Below are 16,503 nucleotides of genomic sequence, written 5' to 3' on the forward strand. Positions count from 1 at the left end.
ATATTCACGCGACCCTCTGGACGGTTGATGTCTGCCCCAACTCCGGATCACGACCTCCGCCGACTGCCCGCGCTGGACGCCGTACGGGTGATCGGCGCGCTGGCCGTCGTCGGGCACCACGTCGGGTTCGCCACCGGTGCGAACACCGGCGACTCGGGGCTGGGCAGCTGGCTGTCCCGCCTCGACGTGGGCGTCGCCGTCTTCTTCGTGCTCTCCGGCTTCCTGCTCTTCCGCCCGTACGCCCACTCGTCCGCCACCGACCAGCGGCGCCCCTCCGCCCGGCGCTACCTGTGGCGTCGCGCGACCCGCATCCTGCCCGCGTACTGGCTGACCGTGGTGGTCTGCCTACTGGTGCTGCCGCAGAACCAGCCGGCGGCCGCCGGCGACTGGTGGCGACACCTGACATTGGCCCAGATCTACGAGCCCCGGCAGTTGCGCCACGGCCTGAGCCAGACCTGGAGCCTGGCCACCGAGGCGGCCTTCTACCTGCTGCTGCCGCTGCTCGCCGTGCTGCTGCTCCGGCGGCGCTGGCGTCCCGGCCGGTCCACCGTCCTCATCGTCGCGGCGGGGCTGGCGATCACCGCCGGCTGGGTGGCCCTGATGGGATTCGGCCTGCTCGACCTGGGCCTGCACACCATGTGGCTGCCCTCGTACGCCGGCTGGTTCGGCGCCGGCATGGCGCTGGCCACCGTCCACGTGTCGCTGCGCACCGGCACCGGTGACCGCTGGCGGTGGCTGGACGACCTCGGCGCCGCGCCGCTGGCCTGCTGGTCGGTCGCGCTGGCCGCGCTGGCCGTCGCCACCACGCCGATCGTCGGGCCCCGCGACCTGGCCGAGCCCACCGCCGCCCAGTTCGGGCTGAAGATGGCGCTGTACGCCCTGGTGGCGGTGATGGTGGTGCTGCCGGTGGCGTTCGGGCCGGCCACTCGCACCAAGGCCGTCCTCGGCGGCGTCGTCGGCCGGTGGCTCGGTCGGGTGTCCTACGGGCTGTTCCTCTGGCACCCGTTCGTGCTGGAGGGCGTCTACGTCGTCGGCGACCGACCGAACTTCACCGGTGACACGGGCGAGATCTTCCTGCTCACCGTCGCCGGTGGGCTGGTCCTCGCCGCGATCAGCTACTACGCCGTCGAGCGTCCCTTCCAACGCTGGAACGGCCCCTGGCCGCGCCGACGCGGGAGCACGAGCGAGAACCAGAGCACCGTCGCGGCGGCGACCGCCGCCAGCTGAGGCACCGCGTCGGTGTGCCCGCCCCGGGTCACCGCGTACCAGCCGGCCAGCCCGAAGCAGACCACCGGCAGCCAGCGCCCGACCAGTCCGTACACCCGGCGCAGCCCGCGCCGGTCCGACGCGGGCAGGCGCGGCTCCAGCGCGTGACCGGCCACCACGCCGGCCGCCGCGAGCAGCACGACCGCGACCGCGGCCGGGCCCCCGACCAGCAACAGCGCCGCCCCGCCGAACACCAGGGCGAGCAGCCGGTGCCGGCGGCGACGCGCCGGCCCCACCGCCGCCGCCGGGACGCCCCGGCTCGGCAGCAGTGCGGCCACCGCGACCCCGCCCAGCAGGATCGCGCCGGCGCCCAGCGCCAGGACGTACCCGTCGTCCGGGGCGAACCGCAGCCGCACCTCACCGGAGAACCCGGCCGGCACCAGCCAGCCCTGCTGCCAGCCGTCCACCACGAACGGGGTGAGCCGCTCGCCGCCGGCGGTGGCCTCCCATCCGGCGTTCGCGTTCTCCCGCAGGGCCAGCACCCGCTGACCCGGGTACCCGTCCAGGTGCAGCGACCGCCGGGTGGCCGACCAGCCGTCCACCCGGACCGGGGTCTGCACGACGTCCGCCGCCTCCGCCGAGCCGGCGACGCCCGCCGAGCCGGCCGCGCTGCCGTCGGCGGGCCCCGGGACCACGGCGTCCGGGGTGAGGACGAGCTGGGTCGGCATCGCCAGCCGGCTGGCCTTCGCCACCACCCGCACCTCACCGCCGGCCAGGGGCAGCGGAGCCTTCGCGCCGGCGCCGCAGAGCACCGCGTCCACCTCGCGCAGCTCCACCAGCTCCCGCCGGCTGGCCACCAGGGCCGTACGGCGCGAGGCGTCGCCGACCTCGACGGTGGGCCCGGTGCCGCAGGGGAGCGTGACGCGGGCCGCCGGGTCGTGGCGGGGCACCGGGCCGTCGGGCAACACGATCAGCTCGCCCACCCCGACCGGCAGGCTCTGCGACAACCGCCGGTACGGGTCGAAGGTGTTGGCCGGCACCACGTCGGAGATCAGCACGGTGATCTCGTCGGTCGTCAGTGGCCGGTCGAAGACCAGGCTGCCGCCCTCGTCGAAGACGCCGCCGCGCATGCCGCCGTCCCCGATCACGGTGGCCTGCCACGGGCGGGCCGCCGCCGCCGTGGGTGGCAGGGTCACCTTCAGCCCGGCGATCTGGCGGGCCTTCGGCCAGGTCAGGCGCAGCCACGGCTGCCGGTCGGAGCTGGCGGCGTACCAGGTCGTCGCCGGGTCGCCGTCGACCACCGCGCCCGGCCGGGCCGCGGGGTGGGAGACGCCGACGCTGGAGGCGGCGACCACCGGGCTGACACCGCGCGTGACGGCCGCCGCGCCCCCGCCGTCGAGCAGCGCGTTCAGCGCGCCGCCCGCACGGGGGCGTACCCGCAGCGCCACGTCGTAGCCGGCGGCGACCGGCAGGCTCAGCGTCCGGTCGATCCGGTCGCCGTCCTCGGACTCCCGGACCAGCCCGCCGTCGCAGATCGGCCGGCCCTCGTCGAAGACGCAGGGCGAGGCGCCGGCGGCGGCCGTGAGCACCACGGCGGCCGGGGCGGCGGTGGCCGGCGGCGCCGGCACGGCCAGGGTCCGCTCGGCCCGCACACCCGGGATGGTGATCTCGGCGATGCCGACGCCACCGAAGCCGGCCCGGATGTCGAAGACCTGGTCGATGGAGACGCGCACCCGGCGGGTCGGGTAGCCGGCGGGCACCGTGACCCGCACGCTCTGGCCCGGGTTCTCCACCACCGCCTGCTGGTTGCCGGCGCTGACGGTGATCCTCGTGGGCAGGGAGTCGGCGCCGGTGTCGAAGGTGAGCCCCACCTCGCGGACCACCTGCGGCTCGGTCAGCTCCACCTGGAGCCACTGCGCGGTGGTGACCGTCCCGGGCGCCGAGCGCCAGGCGGTGGCGAGGCTGCCGTCGAGCGCCGCGTACGGCTGGTGCGCCGGCCGGCCGCCGACCAGCGGCTGGGCGTCGGACCAGGAACTCGACGCGGTGACCGACTCGATGCCCAGGTAGCGCACGGTGGTGGCCTGGTCCTCGCCCCACGACGGCAGGTAGTCCCGGGCGGGCGCGTCGAGCCTCGCCTCGTCGTCGGACGTCAGGGTCGCCGAGGCGTTGTCGTGCGGCTGCCCGAACGCGACCTCGCGCCGGCGCATCCCGTCGGTGAGCACCACCGGGCCGTCGGCCAGCCCCGCCGGCCGATCCCCGGCGAGCACCGTCGGGGCGTCGGAGAGCCGGCCGGCCGCCGCGATCTGGAGCAGCGACTCCGGCCCACCCACCACGGTGGTCAGGCCCTTCGCGTCGTACGCGACGACGGGGCTGACCGGCTGCGCGACCTCGTACACCTCCAGGGCCCGGACCTTCACGTCCAGCCCGTGGTCGACGAAGTTGCCGGGCAGCTGGCCGCCGCCGACCTCCGGCCCGAAGGCCCGCACCGGGCGGATGCCGGGCGAGCGTTGCAGCGCCTGCCGGACCACCACCGGTTGGGTGGCCCCCGAGCGGCCGTAGTCGAGGTCGGAGCGGAGCAGCAGGTACCGCACGCCGGAGCGGGCGAGCAGGTCGGCCAGCCCGGCCGAACCCTCGCCGTTGGCCAGCGCCGACTCGACGGCGTCGAGCAGCCGGATCGTGCCCGGCGGGGTGAGCGGCACCGAGCTGCGCACCGCCCAGGGGCTCTCCAGCAGGGGCTGGGTGACCTCGTCGCTCGGGCTGCCCCACAGGTAGCGGGGGAAGCGGGCGGCGGGCACCACCAGCACCCGGTCGTCGCCGAGGTTGCGGTCCAGCCAGGAGGTCGCCTGGTGCCAGTAGCCGGGCACCTCCCGGAAGCTGCCCTGGGCGGGCAGCCCGGCGGCCAGCGCCGGCGCGGCCACCCCGGCGACCGCGACGAGGGCGGTGCCGGTCACCAGCGTGGCGCGCAGCCGCACCGGCTGGAGCAGGCGGGGCAGGCCCGGGTTGAGCTCGGGTCGGTCGGCCGCACGCGCCGCCCGTGCCACCAGCCCGACCAGGTGGGCGAGCCCGAGGATGAGCGGCAGCCGCAGCACCACGTCGAACTTGTGCACGTTGCGCAGCGGCGCGCCGGCCGCGTCGAGGAAGTCCCGCTGCGTCTGGGCGCCGAGCCCGTCGACCGCGCCGACGTGGCCGAGCCCGACCAGGGCCAGCCCGACCAGCAGGCCGGTGACCAGGAAACGCCGGTGCGGCATCCCGCGCCGGGCCAGGCCCGCGAGGCCGAGGCCGGCGACCACCAGGGTGGCGACCACGAGCGGCCGCTCGGTCGCCAGCCGCCAGCCGGCCGACCAGGGCGGCCCGTACGCGCCGTTGAGGTACGCGTGCCAGTGCGAGGCGCCGCGCAGCACGGTGGTCATGTCGGTGGGCCCGGTGGTGACCGGCGCCGTCTCGATGTAGTCGAGGAACGGCGGGCTGTACCGGCCCAGCAGCAGCAGGGGCACCAGCCACCAGGCGGTCGCCGCGCCCACCGCCAGCCCCCAGGCGACCAGCGCCCTGATCCGCAGCCGGAACGGGTGCAGGCCGACCAGCCAGAGACCGGCCAGCGGCACGACGGCCAGCACCGCCGTCGCGTTGACGCCGCCGGCACACGCCACCACCAGCGCGGACAGGGTCACCGCCCGGCGTACGGAGGCACCCCGGCCCAGCCCCACCAGGGGCACCAGCACCCAGGGGGCGAGGGCGCTCGGCCACGCCTCCACCGAGATCGGGCCCAGCTCGGTCACCAGCCGGGGAGAGAGCGCGAAGGCCACCCCGGCGAGCAGTCGGGCGGCCGGCGTGCCGATGTGCAGCCGCTCGGCCAGCCGGACCACGCCGGTGCAGGCCACCGTCATCAGCAGCGCCCACCAGAGCCGCTGCACCACCCAGGCCGGGATGTCGAGCACCTCGCCGAGCAGGAAGAACGGCCCCATCGGCCAGAGGTAGCCGTACGCCTGATTCTGCAGCTGCCCGAAGGTGCCGTCCGGGTCCCAGACGTGCAGGGCGCGGCTCAGCCATCCGGCTGGATCGACCGTCAGGTCCACCTTCGTGTCGATGGCGATCATGCCCGGGTCCTGGAGGAACGCCAGGGCCGACAAACCGAGACAGACCGCGACCAAGCGCAGACGCCACACCCTTCTCGATGTGGCGTCCGGTCGGTCGGTCAGCTCCGGGCGGGCCGGCGCCTGCTGCATTTCGCCTCCGATCGGGCATTGCGGGGGGCGTGACGAAGCCCATAGTGTGACGCGACGCGAAGACTACTCGGCAGTAGGAGTAAGTGTGGAAGCACCGCCTGCCGCCACCCGGCACGTACTTTTCCTCAACTGGCGCGACACCCGGAACCCGGAGGGCGGCGGTTCGGAGGTGTACGTCGAGCGGATCGCCAGCGAACTCGTGCGCCGGGGTCACCGCGCCACGCTGCTCTGCGCCACCCACTCCGCCGGCCCCGCCGAGGAGGTCACCGCCGCCGGCGTACGGGTGCTGCGGCGCGGCGGCCGGCACACCGTCTACCTGCGCGCCGCGCTCGTCTACCTGGCCGGCGCGTTGGGGCTCGGGCCGCTGACCCGCAGGCGGGGCGGTCGCCCCGACGTGATCGTGGACGTCGGCAACGGCCTGCCCTTCCTGTCCGCCCTGTACGCCCGCCGCCCGGTGATCGCGCTGGTGCACCACGTGCACCGCGAGCAGTGGCCGGTGGTGCTGGGCCGCTGGCTGGCCGGCTTCGGCTGGTGGGTCGAGTCCTGGCTCGCCCCACGCGTCTACCGCCACTGCCAGTACGTGACCGTCTCCGCGGCCACCCGGCGGGAGCTGGCCACCCTCGGCATCGACCCGTCCCGGATCGCCATCGTGCACAACGGCACGCCCGACATGACGGTCGGGCCGGTCCCGCGCACCCCGCACCCGTCCCTGGTGGTGCTCGGCCGGCTGGTGCCGCACAAGCAGGTCGAGCTGGCCCTGCACGCGGTCGCCGGGCTCACCGGCGAGCTGCCCGGGCTCACCCTCGTGGTCGCCGGCCAGGGCTGGTGGGAGCCGCAGCTGCGCCAGCTCGCCGAGGAGCTGGGCGTCACCGACCGGGTCCGCTTCACCGGCTTCGTCAGCGACGGGGAGAAGCGGGAGCTGCTGGCCAGCGCCTGGGTCGCGCTCACCCCGTCGCTCAAGGAGGGCTGGGGGCTGACCATCGTGGAGGCCGGCGCGGTCGGCACGCCGACGGTGGCGTTCCGCGGCGCCGGCGGGGTCGAGGAGGCGCTCGTCGACGGCGAGACCGGCCTGCTCGCCGACGACGTCGACGACTTCGTCGCCAAGGTGCGGCTGCTGCTGACCGACGACGGCCGGCGCACCGCGATGGGCACGGCGGCGCGGGCGCACGCGGCCCGCTTCACCTGGCCGGTCTCGGGCGAAAAATTCGCGGCCCTCGTGACGAGGGCCGCGAACGTTCGGGCTGTGGTGCCGGCGGAGCAGTTGGAGCCGGTGGAGCCGTCCTACCTCGTGCCGTAGACCAGCGGCTTGTTGGCGCCGCTGCCTCCGCCGTCCGAGCTGGTCCGCGCGGCCTGCTCGGCCTTGGCGGCCTCGGACGACGAGGTGCCGGTGAGGGTGGTGGCCAGCGCCACCGACCCGAAGACGCCGAGAGCGACCGCGATCACTCCGGCGAGAACCAACGAGAGAGCACTGCGCATGGTGCTGACTTCCTCCTCGTGAGCTGCGTGCGCGGGACGTTACCACCAAGTAGCGTCGGTGGGGAGGGCCGCGAGGACGATCGATACCGGCCCCGCGGCGGGAGCCGACGGCTCACCGCGCACCGGCGCCGCGCGCGGCCGGGTTCTCGTACAGGGTCAGGTCCTCGCCGGCGTAGACCTCGCGCAGCCCGACCAACGCCGCCGGGTCCATCCGCTGCCCGCCGGCCACCCGTTGCACCACCACCCAGCGCACCCCGGTGTCCCGCACCGGGGCGGCGGCGTCGAGCACCCGCCGCACGTGCGCGACGCGCGGGTTCTCCCCGCTCACCTCGCTCGTGCCCACCCAGAGCGTGTCGTCGACGAGGACGTCGGCGTCGACGTAGCGGGGCAGCGGGTCGAGCGCAGTCCGGCCGCCGTTCCAGGGATACGCCCGGTAGGAGCCCAGCGGCAACGAGAGCACCTCGCCCGGCTGGCCGTCGAGGCGGGCGGCGACGGCGTCCCAGTCCGCCGGATAGGCCACCGGCCGCAGCCGGCCGGCCGCGCCGAACGCCAGGTCCGGCAGGACCACCACCGGCAGCACCAGCGCCCCGGCCAGCACCGCGCCCGCGCCGGCCCGACCGGCCCGGGCCGCCGCCCCGGCCAGCCGTTCCGCGCCGAGCGCGAACCCCACGGCGACCAGCAGGGCGTACGGGACGAGGAACTTCTGCCCGTCGCGGAGCACCCCGGCTCCCGGCACCGTGGCCACCAGCCACTCCAGCGACGCGCCCAGGCCGGGCAGCACGCCCAGGGCGGCGAGCAGGAAACCGCCGGCCGCCAGCACGACGAGCCGGTCGAGGACCCCGTCCGGCCAGCGGCGGCGCAGCGCCCGGTAGCCGAGGACCGCCAGTGCCAGCACGACGGCGGTGGCCACCGGCGCCAGCGGGGACGACCGGCTCGCCGGCGTCGTCTGTGCGTTCCAGATCCCGCCGGTGCCGGCCAGGGCGCCGAGCGCCCCGCTCCAGTTCTCCGCCCGCGCCGCGAAGGCCGCCACCCCGTCGGGGTCGGTCCGGGCGTCCGCCCGGGTCAGGGCCGCCGCCACCAGCCAGGGCGCGTTCAGCAGCAGCACCACCGCCACCGCGATCGCGCCGACCCGGCCCCCGCCCCGCCGCGGCACCAGCACGACGGTGCCCGCCAGGGCGATGAGCCCACCCGTCGGGGTCACCGCGGCGAGGGCGGCGGCCAGCACCAGCAGCGGCAGCGCCCGCCGCGCACCGGTCCGCAGCCGGATCGCCGCCAGCACCAGCCAGGGCAGCGCCGCGTACGCCAGGAGCAGACCCCAGTGCCCGATCAGCAGCCGCTCCGCCAGGTAGGGCGTCCACGCGTACCCGACGGCGGCCACCGGCCGGGTGACCGGATGCCGGGCCGGCACCAGCAACCCGGCGCCGACGGTGGCGAGCAGCAGCACCGCGACCAGGGCCAGCCGCTGCACCAACCACCCGGGCACCGCCTGGCTCGCCAGCGACACCAGGGCGTCCAACGGCACCGCCCGCGGCAGCGAGTCGGACGGGGCGACGAGTTCGGCGCGCCACGGCTGGTGCGGCACGAAGACCATGTCGTAGCTGAGCACGTATCCGGGTGCCGCCAGCGGAGCCAGCACCAGCAGGGTGACGGCCAGCCCGAGCCCGACGAGCATCGACCTCTCCCGCAGGGTTGACCTCCTCATTACGCTGACCGGGCGTGGCACCGGCGTGGCGCCACTGTACGCGCGCCCGTCGCACCCCCGGGAGTGCCGGCGACACGGGACGGTTGATGGGAACGGATTCGGAGCGGCCCGGCCGGGCGAGGAGTCTCGGCACCGCCGGCGTCGCGGTGACGCTGGCCGGGGTGTTCGTCAACGGGCTGGCCTACGTGGTGCCCGTCCTCGGCGCGCGGCACCTCGATCCGGCGGAGCTGGGGGCGCTCGCCACGCTCCTGGCGCTGGGTGCGATCGGCGGCGTGGCCAGCACCGGACTCCAGATCGCGGTCGCCGTGCACCGGGCGCGGCACGGTCGCGCCGCCACCGCCCGGCCGACCCTGCTCACGGTCCTCGTCACCGCCGCGCTGCTCGCCCTGACGCTGCCGGTGGCCGCCATCCAGCTCCGGCTGACCGCCCCGGCGGTGCTGCTGCTCGGCGTGCTCACCGTGGCGGTCGTGGCGGCCGGCCGCTGGCTCGGCGAGTTGCAGGGCGACCAGCGCTTCCTGCGCCTCGCCGGCGGCATGGCGCTGCTCGGCGCCGGCCGCTACGGGGGCATGGTCGCCGGGCTCTCGCTCGGCGGCGGGCTCACCGGCTCCCTGCTGGCCGGCGCGCTCACCTCGGTCCTGGTGCTCGCCCTGCTGGTACGCCTCAACCGGGGCGCCGGCATCGACCCGGCCGTGCCCTCCCTCGCCACCCGGACCGTGCTCACCGCCAGCGGCGCCACCCTGGCGATGCTGGTCGTCTCCTACGCGGACCTCCTGCTCGCCCGCCGCTTCCTGCCGCCGGACGTCGCCGGCACCTACGCCGTCGGCACCGTGCTGACCAAGGGGGCCCTGTGGGCGCCGCAGGTGGTGACCGTGATCGCGCTGCCCCGGCTGGCCAGGGGCGACCGGCGGGCCCTGGTCACCGCGCTGGCCCTGGTCGCCGGCGCGGGGGCGACGCTGGTGCTCGGCTCGGCGCTCGCGGGCGGGCTGGCCTTCCGCCTGGCCGGCGGCCCCGCCTACGCCGCAGCCGGCCGCTACGCCCCGCTCTTCGCCGCCACCGGCGCCCTGTACGCGGTCGTGTTCATCCTGGTCAACGCCCGGGTCGCGGCGTCGGCCCGGTGGCCCGCCGCTCCCCTGTGGACGTCCACGGTGATCTTCGTGGCCGCCGTCGCGACCGTCGTGCCACGGACCGTCGCCGGGATCGCCGGGGCGGCCCTGGCCACGGCGGCGGTCACCGCGGTGGTCACGGGACTCCTGACAATGGCCCACGAACGGGACAGCAGGTCGAAACGCACCCGTACGGCCACTACCACCCCAGCGGGAGGACATGTCACAGTGCGGGACGGATAACCAGGAGACGGGGGTTTCTGGTGAGCGTCAGCATGGCCACGACCGGATCCGGGCCAGGAAAGTCCCGCGCGCACGCCCGCTGGCTGCTCGTGTTGTACGCCACCGCGCTGGTGCTCACCCTGACGGCCGGCGTCCCGGGCCGGGCGCGGGCCGAGGGCGGCATGTCGGCCGACCGGCTCACCGCCCTCTTCGAGCGCTACGGCGACACCTCCGGCCGGTGGAACGGCGCCGACCGGACGGCCTCGGTCCGGCTCCCCGACGGCCGGCTCCTCTGGCTCTTCTCCGACACCTTCCTCGGCCCCATCGGCCCGGACGGCTCCCGCCCCCGCACGGCGTCGTTCATCAACAACTCCGCGGTGGTGCAGCAGGGCGACGAGCTGCGCGAGACGGTGCACGGCGGCACCGCCGACGACCCCGCCTCGCTGGTGCCGCCGCCGGCAGCCGACCAGTTTTATTGGATCGGCGACGCCCAGGTCGTGGGCGAGACCCTCCAGGCGCTGGTCAACCGCTACCGCCGCACGGGCGACGGCCCGCTGGACCACGTCCTGCTGGGCACCTCGCTGGCGACCTTCGCACTGCCCGGCCTGACGCCCACCGCGGTCCGGCCGCTGCCGTTGGGGGAGCGCGTCTCGTGGGGCTCCACCCTGCTCCGCGCTGGCGGGCACACCCTGATCTACGGCACCGAGGCGAGCGGCGAGACGAAGTTCGCGCACGTCGCCCGGGTCGCCGGCGACGACCTGAACGGCCCGTGGGAGTTCTGGACGGGCAGCGACTGGGCGCCCGCGGCGGACCGCTCCGCCCGCATCCTCAGCGGGGTCGGCACGACGTACGGGGTGCAGCGGGTCGGCGACCGGTACGTGCTCGTGACCCACGAGAACAACCTGGTGTTCAGCGCCGACCTGGTGGCCTACTCGGCCGACGGGCCGACGGGTCCGTTCGACGGGCCGGACTACCTGCACCGCGCGCCCGAGACCGACGCCGGGCACCTCGTCTACGACGCCGACCTGCACCCCGACCTGGCGCGTCCGGGCAAGCTGCTGATCTCCTACAACGTCAACAACGTCGACGACGCGGTGACGTACGCCGACGCCGGCCTCTACCGGCCGCGCTTCGTCGAGGTCGACTGGCCCCGCCCCCGGCCGGACCGGACCGACGTGCCACCGGCGCCGGCGGCGCTCACGGCCGAGGCACGGGGCGCGGGCAACGCCGAGCTGCGGTGGCGCCCCGTCCCGACCGACGACGAGCTGCGCTACCTGGTGCACCGCCGGAACGTGACCGCCGGGCAGACCCACTTCGTCCGGATCGGCGAGCCGACCGCCGAGCCCCGCGCCTCGGCCGACTTCCTGGTCAACGGGCACCGGTACGAGTTCCGGGTGACCGCCGTCGGGCGTCGGGGCGAGGGCCCCCCGTCGGCCGTGGCGGGGATGACCGCCACCGTGCCGCCGCCACCGCCGCCGGGCGGGCTGCGGGCCGAGGCCGGACGCACCGGGGACGTCGCGGTGCGCTGGGAGCCGGTGCCGTTCGTCCAGTTGTTCCGGCTCTACCGGCGCGACGTGACGGCGGGGCAGCGGGAACCGGCCCTCGTCGGCACGTTCACCGGCACCAGCGCGACCGTCAGCTCGCTGTGGCACGCCCGGACGTACGAGTTCACCGTCGTCGCGGTGGGCGGCGGCGGGGACAGCCCGCCCTCGGCGCCCGTCCGGGCCACCGCCTCGGTCAGCCCGCCAGCCGCGCCGGCCCGGCTGACCGTCCAGGCCCAGCCGGACGGCAACCTCCGGCTCGGCTGGGCCAACCTGGGGCCCGGCATCTCCTACCGGGTCTACCGGCGCGACGTGACGGCGGGCCGGAGCCGTTTTGACTCGCCCGCACTCGAGACCCGGCCGAGCCACCTCGCCCGCTACCTGGAGCACGGCCACGAGTACGAGTTCGCCGTCAGCGCGGTGGACCGCGACCGGGAGGGTCCGCTCTCCCCGCCGGTGCGGGGCCGGGCGCGCTTCACCGCGCCGCAGGTGGTGCCGACCGACCTGCGGGTGACGAAGGTCGGAACTTCCGAGGTGGAGCTGACCTGGCGATCGGCCAATCCCGGCGGGTGGCACCGCGTCTACCGGCGGGACCTCACCGCCGGGGAGCGGGAGTTCACCGAGGAGGAGGTGCCCGTGCAGGGCACCGAGGCCACCATCCGCCAGCTGCGCAACGGCCACGAGTACGAGTTCACGGTCGCCGCGGCCAACCAGGCCGGTGCCGGTCGGCTGAGCAGGCCCGTGCGGGCCGTCCCGCGGCTGCCCACGCCGGGCGGGCTGACGGCGACGGCGGGCGGCACCGGCGAGGCCCGGCTGACCTGGCGTTCGGCGGGGCCGGGCCTCGCCTACCGCGTCCAGCTCCGCGACGTCACGGCCGGCGGGGAGTGGCGGACGGACCCGGTGCCGGTCAGCGGGACGGACTTCACCGCCGTGCTGCTGGTCCGCGGGCACCGCTACGAGTTCCGGGTCGCCGCCACCAACGGCGTCGACACCGGTACGCCGTCCGCGCCGGTCGCCGTGCTCGCACGCTGAGAGACCGGCGGCGGCCGCGCCGCGCTGGAGGAGCTGGCCCGGTCAGGCCCCGGCGGCGAGCCAGGAGCGCAGCAGGTGGTGGTCGATCGAGTCGGCGCGGCCCAGCGGCCGTCCGGCGGCCGCCCGCTCGCGCAGCTCGTCCCGGGTGAACCAGCGCGCCTCCAGCAGCTCCTCGCCGTCCACCCGCACCTGCTCGGACGCGGCGGTGGCCCGGAAGCCGACCATCAACCCGGCCGGGAAGGGCCACGCCTGCGAGCCCACGTACGCGAGGTCGGTCACCGTCACGCCGGCCTCCTCGGCCATCTCCCGCCGGACGGCGTCCTCCAGGCTCTCGCCCACCTCGACGAAGCCGGCGAGCGTCGAGTACGCCCCCTCGGGCGCGCCCGCGTGCCGGGCCAGCAGGCAGCGGTCCGGGGCACCGGGCGCCTCGATCAGCACGATGACCGCCGGTTCGATCCGGGGGAAGAGGAGCCGGCCGCAGTCCGCCCGCGCGCACGAGCGGACGTGTCCGCCGCCCCGGGCGACGGTCGACGCCCCGCACGTGCCGCAGAAGCGCTGCTGCCGGTGCCAGTGCAGCAGCCCTCGCGCGTACGCCTGGACGGCCGCCCCGGCCGGGTCGAGCCGGCCGACCAGTGCCCGGACGTCGACGGCGGCGCCCGCCCCCGCCACCTCGACGGCGGCGGCCTCGGGCAGCCCGGAGAGGTCCACGGCGAAGACGGCCGAGCCCTCGTCCATGCCGAGGAAGACGGTCTCGTCGGCGACGGCGCGCGCCCCGGCCGCCCGTTCCCCGCTCAGCCGCACCGGCACGTCTCCGGCGACCAGGCAGCGGTCCCGCCACAGCGGCAGCAGGGTGCTCGACGGGTCCGCCAGCAGCGCGGCGATCCGTTCCGGGTCGGTACGCAGTTCCCCCGCCCGGTCCAGCCAACCGCCCCCGTACGCCAGGACCGCCTCGTCCGTTCCCATGCCCCTACCGTGCCATGCCCGCCGCTCCGGCCCGCAGCCGGCCGGTATCCCGCGACACGCCGGGCGACACGCCGTGGTGCGACGGGTGGGCGCAGGCGGCCGCCCCGCCGGAGCGCCGGTTACCGTAGGTGTCTTCCGGGCGGAGGCGCGCTCCGCCCGTTGTGGTACGTCCGATCGAGGTGACCGTGACGCTGTACGGCGAGAAGACTCCACCCGCCGACGAACGGCCCACCGTGCAGGTCACGGCCGTGACCTGGCCCGGTGACGAGCCGGAGCCGCCTGCGCCGGCGGGCAGACCGGCCGGCTCCCGGTCCCGCCGGGTCCGCCTGCTGCTGGCCGCCGGGGTCGCCACGGCGGTACTGGGCTCCGTGGCGGGGGCGGGCGCCTACGCGTACGCCGGTGACGTGCCGCGCGGGACGACGGTGCTCGGCGCGGAGCTCGGCGGCCGGAGCCGCGCGGACGCCGCCCGGGAGCTGCGGACGGAGCTCGAACGCCGCGCCGCCACCCTCAACGCCCCGCTGTCGGTACGCGTCGGCGAGCGGACCGCCACGATCGACCCGGCCGCCGTCGGCCTGGCGGTCGACGTCGACGCCACCGTGGCGGCGGCGGCCGAGGCCGAGGCGCACGCGGTCGACCGGCTCGTGGGCTCCCGGACGGTGCAGCCGGTGGTGACCGTGGACGCGGCCCGGCTCGACGCCGCCCTCGAGAAGGTCGTCGGCGACCAGGGCCGGAAGATGACCATGCCGGCGATCACCTGGAAGGGCACCACGCCGAAGGCGGTGCACCCGAAGCCGAGCCTCGCGCTGGATCCGGACCGCTCCGCGCAGGTGGTGCGGGAGGGCTGGCTCAGCGGCCAGCCGGTGACCGTGCCGCTGGTCGAGACGCACCCGGCGACCACCGCCGAGGAGGTGGACCGGCTGGTCGCCGAGCTGGCGAAGCCGGCCGTCGCGGCCCCGGTCACGCTGACCACCGGCAAGGGCTCGGTGCAGATCCCACCGAAGGCGATCGCGCGGAGCCTCCGGTTCACCGCCGACAAGGCCGGGAAGCTGACCCCCCAGGTCGACGTGAAGCGGCTGCGCGCCGCGCTCGGCGACGACCTGGCCGCGATCGAGGTGCCGCCGAAGGACGCGCGGATGACCATCTCCGGCGGCAAGCCGAAGGTCGTCGACGGCAAGCCCGGGCAGCAGCTCGACAGCGAGGCCCTCGGCCGCGACCTGCTCGCCGTCCTGCCGAAGGCGGACGAGCGGAAGGTCACCGGCGAGCTGAAGCCGGCGGAGCCGGAGCTGACCGCCGCGAAGCTGGCCGGGTTGGGCATCGAGGAGCGGGTCTCCACCTTCACCACGCACTTCACCGGCGGGCTCTCCTCGCCGCGCAGCCAGAACATCGTCACCATCGCGAAGGACGTCGACGGCACGGTGGTGCTGCCCGGCGAGACGTTCTCGCTCAACGGGCACACCGGCGAGCGCGGCTACGCCCAGGGCTACCGGGACGCCCCGGTCATCCTCGACGGCAAGCTGGTCCCCGGGGTGGGCGGCGGCACCTCGCAGTTCACCACCACGCTGTTCAACGCGACGTACTACGCCGGGCTGGAGGACGTCGAGCACAAGCCGCACTCGTACTGGTTCAGCCGGTACCCGGCGGTCATCGAGTCGACCATCTTCTGGCCGGACCTGGACTTCAAGTTCCGCAACAACACCGAGCACGGCGTCCTGATCGACACCTCCTACACGTCGAGTTCGATCACCGTGTCGATCTGGAGCACGAAGATCTGGGACAGCGTGAAGACCGAGTACAGCCCGCGCCGCAACATCACCCACCCGGAGACGGTCTACCTGAAGCCGGGCCCGACCTGCATCCCGGCGAACGGCAGCCAGGGGTTCACCCAGGACGCCTTCCGCGTGTTCAAGAAGGACGGCAAGGTCGTGAAGCGGGAGAAGTTCACCTGGCGCTACTCCGCGGAGCCGCGCTTCATCTGTGGCCCCGAGCCGTCCTGACGGCCGCCCGACTCCCGCTCGGAGAAGCCCCGCCGGCCACGTCGCCGGCGGGGCTTCCTCCTGTCGTACGCGTACCGCGCCCGACCGTCGACGCCGCGGCCCGGCACCTCGCCGTCCCGTGGGCGGCGATCTGCTCCTACGCCGGCGCTACCGGTGGCGGAACCACAGGTTGGGTTCGGTGTAGGTGCCCTGGTCGAGGTCGCGGTCGATGCGCAACAGGGCCAGCCCGTCGGGGATGACGTAGTCGCCGCTGTCGGGGAAGACCAGGCCCGTCCACTGCTCCCACTCGGCGACGGTGCCCGTCATCGTCTGCGACCGGGGCGCCGTGGCGACCAGCCGGGCACCGAGCCGCCAGTGGGTACGGACCCAGGGATCGAGCGGTGCGCCGTCCTCGCGGGTCCAGGTGGCGAACCGCTCTATCGGGGTCAGGGGGTAACGGGCCTTGAGCGTGGGTCGTACCGGGGCGACGACGCGCGACCAGCCGCGCTCACCGACCAGCGAACGCAGCGCCGTGATCAGGTCACCGGCCAGTCCCCGGCCGCGTAGGTCAGGGCGGACCTGGGCGGCCATCACCACCAGGGTGTCGGGGGTGTCGCCGTGGTCGTGGCCGGTGACCGCGTGCCGCAGCGAGTCGGTGTAGCCCTCGGGCAGGTGCGCCGGGTCGCCGTCCCAGCGGATCGGCACGCCCCATCCCGCGGCGACCAGCTCGTCGTCCCCGTCGAGCAGCACCAGCTCCAGGTCGGCGAACACCTCCCGCACGCGTCCGAGGTGACGGCTCGCATCCCGGTCGGCGCCGATGAAGGCCGGCCAGCCGTCGGCGAACAACCGGGCCAGCTGGTCGTCGGGCCGGGGCCGGGCCCGCAGGGGTTCCACGACGGTATGCATGGCGTGCCCTCCGTAACGCAGTTCAGGGCCACCCCCGAAGGGGTGGCCCTGAACTGAAAGATTGTCCGGCGGTGTCCTACTCTCCCACACCCTCCCGAGTGCAGTACCATCGGCGCTGGAGGGCTTAGCTTCCGGGTTCGGAATGTAACCGGGCGT

10 protein-coding genes and 1 rRNA gene are annotated in these 16,503 nt (G+C 75.5%); 5 read left to right on the top strand and 6 right to left on the bottom strand.

Going from position 1 to position 16,503, the window contains the following annotated elements:
- The first annotated feature begins 27 nt into the window (after positions 1 to 27).
- A complete protein-coding gene (locus AB0G08_RS17460; protein ID WP_358088597.1) occupies positions 28 to 1,227 on the top strand; it encodes an acyltransferase in 1,200 nt (399 codons plus the stop codon).
- Here AB0G08_RS17460 and AB0G08_RS17465 read toward each other — a convergent pair.
- On the bottom strand, positions 1,119 to 5,429 hold the full coding sequence (locus AB0G08_RS17465) for an alpha-(1->3)-arabinofuranosyltransferase (protein WP_358088600.1): 4,311 nt from the start codon (positions 5,427 to 5,429) through the stop codon (positions 1,119 to 1,121). The genes AB0G08_RS17460 and AB0G08_RS17465 overlap by 109 nt on opposite strands.
- An 85-nt stretch (positions 5,430 to 5,514) precedes the next feature.
- Here AB0G08_RS17465 and AB0G08_RS17470 point away from each other — a divergent pair, with 85 nt between their 5' ends.
- A complete protein-coding gene (locus tag AB0G08_RS17470; protein WP_358088603.1) occupies positions 5,515 to 6,726 on the top strand; it encodes a glycosyltransferase family 4 protein in 1,212 nt (403 codons plus the stop codon).
- Here the strand turns inward: AB0G08_RS17470 and AB0G08_RS17475 are convergent.
- A complete protein-coding gene (locus tag AB0G08_RS17475) occupies positions 6,711 to 6,905 on the bottom strand; it encodes a hypothetical protein (RefSeq protein ID WP_358088606.1) in 195 nt (64 codons plus the stop codon). The genes AB0G08_RS17470 and AB0G08_RS17475 overlap by 16 nt on opposite strands.
- A 112-nt stretch (positions 6,906 to 7,017) precedes the next feature.
- Positions 7,018 to 8,607: a hypothetical protein gene (locus AB0G08_RS17480; RefSeq protein WP_358088609.1), complete on the bottom strand. Its 1,590-nt coding sequence runs from the start codon at positions 8,605 to 8,607 to the stop codon at positions 7,018 to 7,020.
- Positions 8,608 to 8,693: 86 nt separating this feature from the next.
- On the opposite strand from AB0G08_RS17480, the gene AB0G08_RS17485 reads away from it, so the two are divergent.
- Complete coding sequence (locus AB0G08_RS17485) at positions 8,694 to 9,953, top strand: polysaccharide biosynthesis protein (protein WP_358088612.1); 1,260 nt, start codon at positions 8,694 to 8,696, stop codon at positions 9,951 to 9,953.
- Positions 9,954 to 9,973: 20 nt separating this feature from the next.
- Positions 9,974 to 12,505 carry a DUF5005 domain-containing protein gene (locus AB0G08_RS17490; RefSeq protein WP_358088614.1) on the top strand — a complete coding sequence of 844 codons (2,532 nt, stop codon included), beginning with the start codon at positions 9,974 to 9,976 and terminating at the stop codon, positions 12,503 to 12,505.
- Positions 12,506 to 12,547: 42 nt separating this feature from the next.
- On the opposite strand, the gene nudC is transcribed toward AB0G08_RS17490, so the two are convergent.
- Complete coding sequence (nudC, locus tag AB0G08_RS17495) at positions 12,548 to 13,468, bottom strand: NAD(+) diphosphatase (protein ID WP_358088617.1); 921 nt, start codon at positions 13,466 to 13,468, stop codon at positions 12,548 to 12,550.
- Between the two features lie 179 nt (positions 13,469 to 13,647).
- Between nudC and AB0G08_RS17500 the strand changes: the two genes are divergently transcribed.
- Positions 13,648 to 15,462, top strand: coding sequence for a VanW family protein (locus AB0G08_RS17500; protein WP_358088620.1), 1,815 nt, complete (start codon positions 13,648 to 13,650; stop codon positions 15,460 to 15,462).
- A gap of 147 nt (positions 15,463 to 15,609) precedes the next feature.
- Here AB0G08_RS17500 and AB0G08_RS17505 read toward each other — a convergent pair whose 3' ends face one another.
- Together AB0G08_RS17505 and rrf are read right to left on the bottom strand one after the other, a co-directional pair.
- Positions 15,610 to 16,347: a hypothetical protein gene (locus tag AB0G08_RS17505; protein ID WP_358088623.1), complete on the bottom strand. Its 738-nt coding sequence runs from the start codon at positions 16,345 to 16,347 to the stop codon at positions 15,610 to 15,612.
- A gap of 63 nt (positions 16,348 to 16,410) precedes the next feature.
- A 5S ribosomal RNA gene (rrf, locus tag AB0G08_RS17510) occupies positions 16,411 to 16,503 on the bottom strand; the annotation flags it as partial.

This window comes from Micromonospora sp. NPDC023644 (assembly GCF_040640115.1).
Taxonomy (GTDB): Bacteria; Actinomycetota; Actinomycetes; order Mycobacteriales; family Micromonosporaceae; genus Micromonospora.

Excerpts from the sequence above, each read along its gene's own strand:
- AB0G08_RS17465 (WP_358088600.1), bottom strand. The coding sequence starts at position 5,429 with ATGCAGCAGGCGCCGGCCCGCCCGGAGCTGACCGACCGACCGGACGCC.
- AB0G08_RS17485 (WP_358088612.1), top strand. The coding sequence starts at position 8,694 with ATGGGAACGGATTCGGAGCGGCCCGGCCGGGCGAGGAGTCTCGGCACC.
- AB0G08_RS17460 (WP_358088597.1), top strand. The coding sequence starts at position 28 with ATGTCTGCCCCAACTCCGGATCACGACCTCCGCCGACTGCCCGCGCTG.
- AB0G08_RS17505 (WP_358088623.1), bottom strand. The coding sequence starts at position 16,347 with ATGCATACCGTCGTGGAACCCCTGCGGGCCCGGCCCCGGCCCGACGAC.
- nudC (WP_358088617.1), bottom strand. The coding sequence starts at position 13,468 with ATGGGAACGGACGAGGCGGTCCTGGCGTACGGGGGCGGTTGGCTGGAC.
- AB0G08_RS17480 (WP_358088609.1), bottom strand. The coding sequence starts at position 8,607 with ATGAGGAGGTCAACCCTGCGGGAGAGGTCGATGCTCGTCGGGCTCGGG.
- AB0G08_RS17475 (WP_358088606.1), bottom strand. The coding sequence starts at position 6,905 with ATGCGCAGTGCTCTCTCGTTGGTTCTCGCCGGAGTGATCGCGGTCGCT.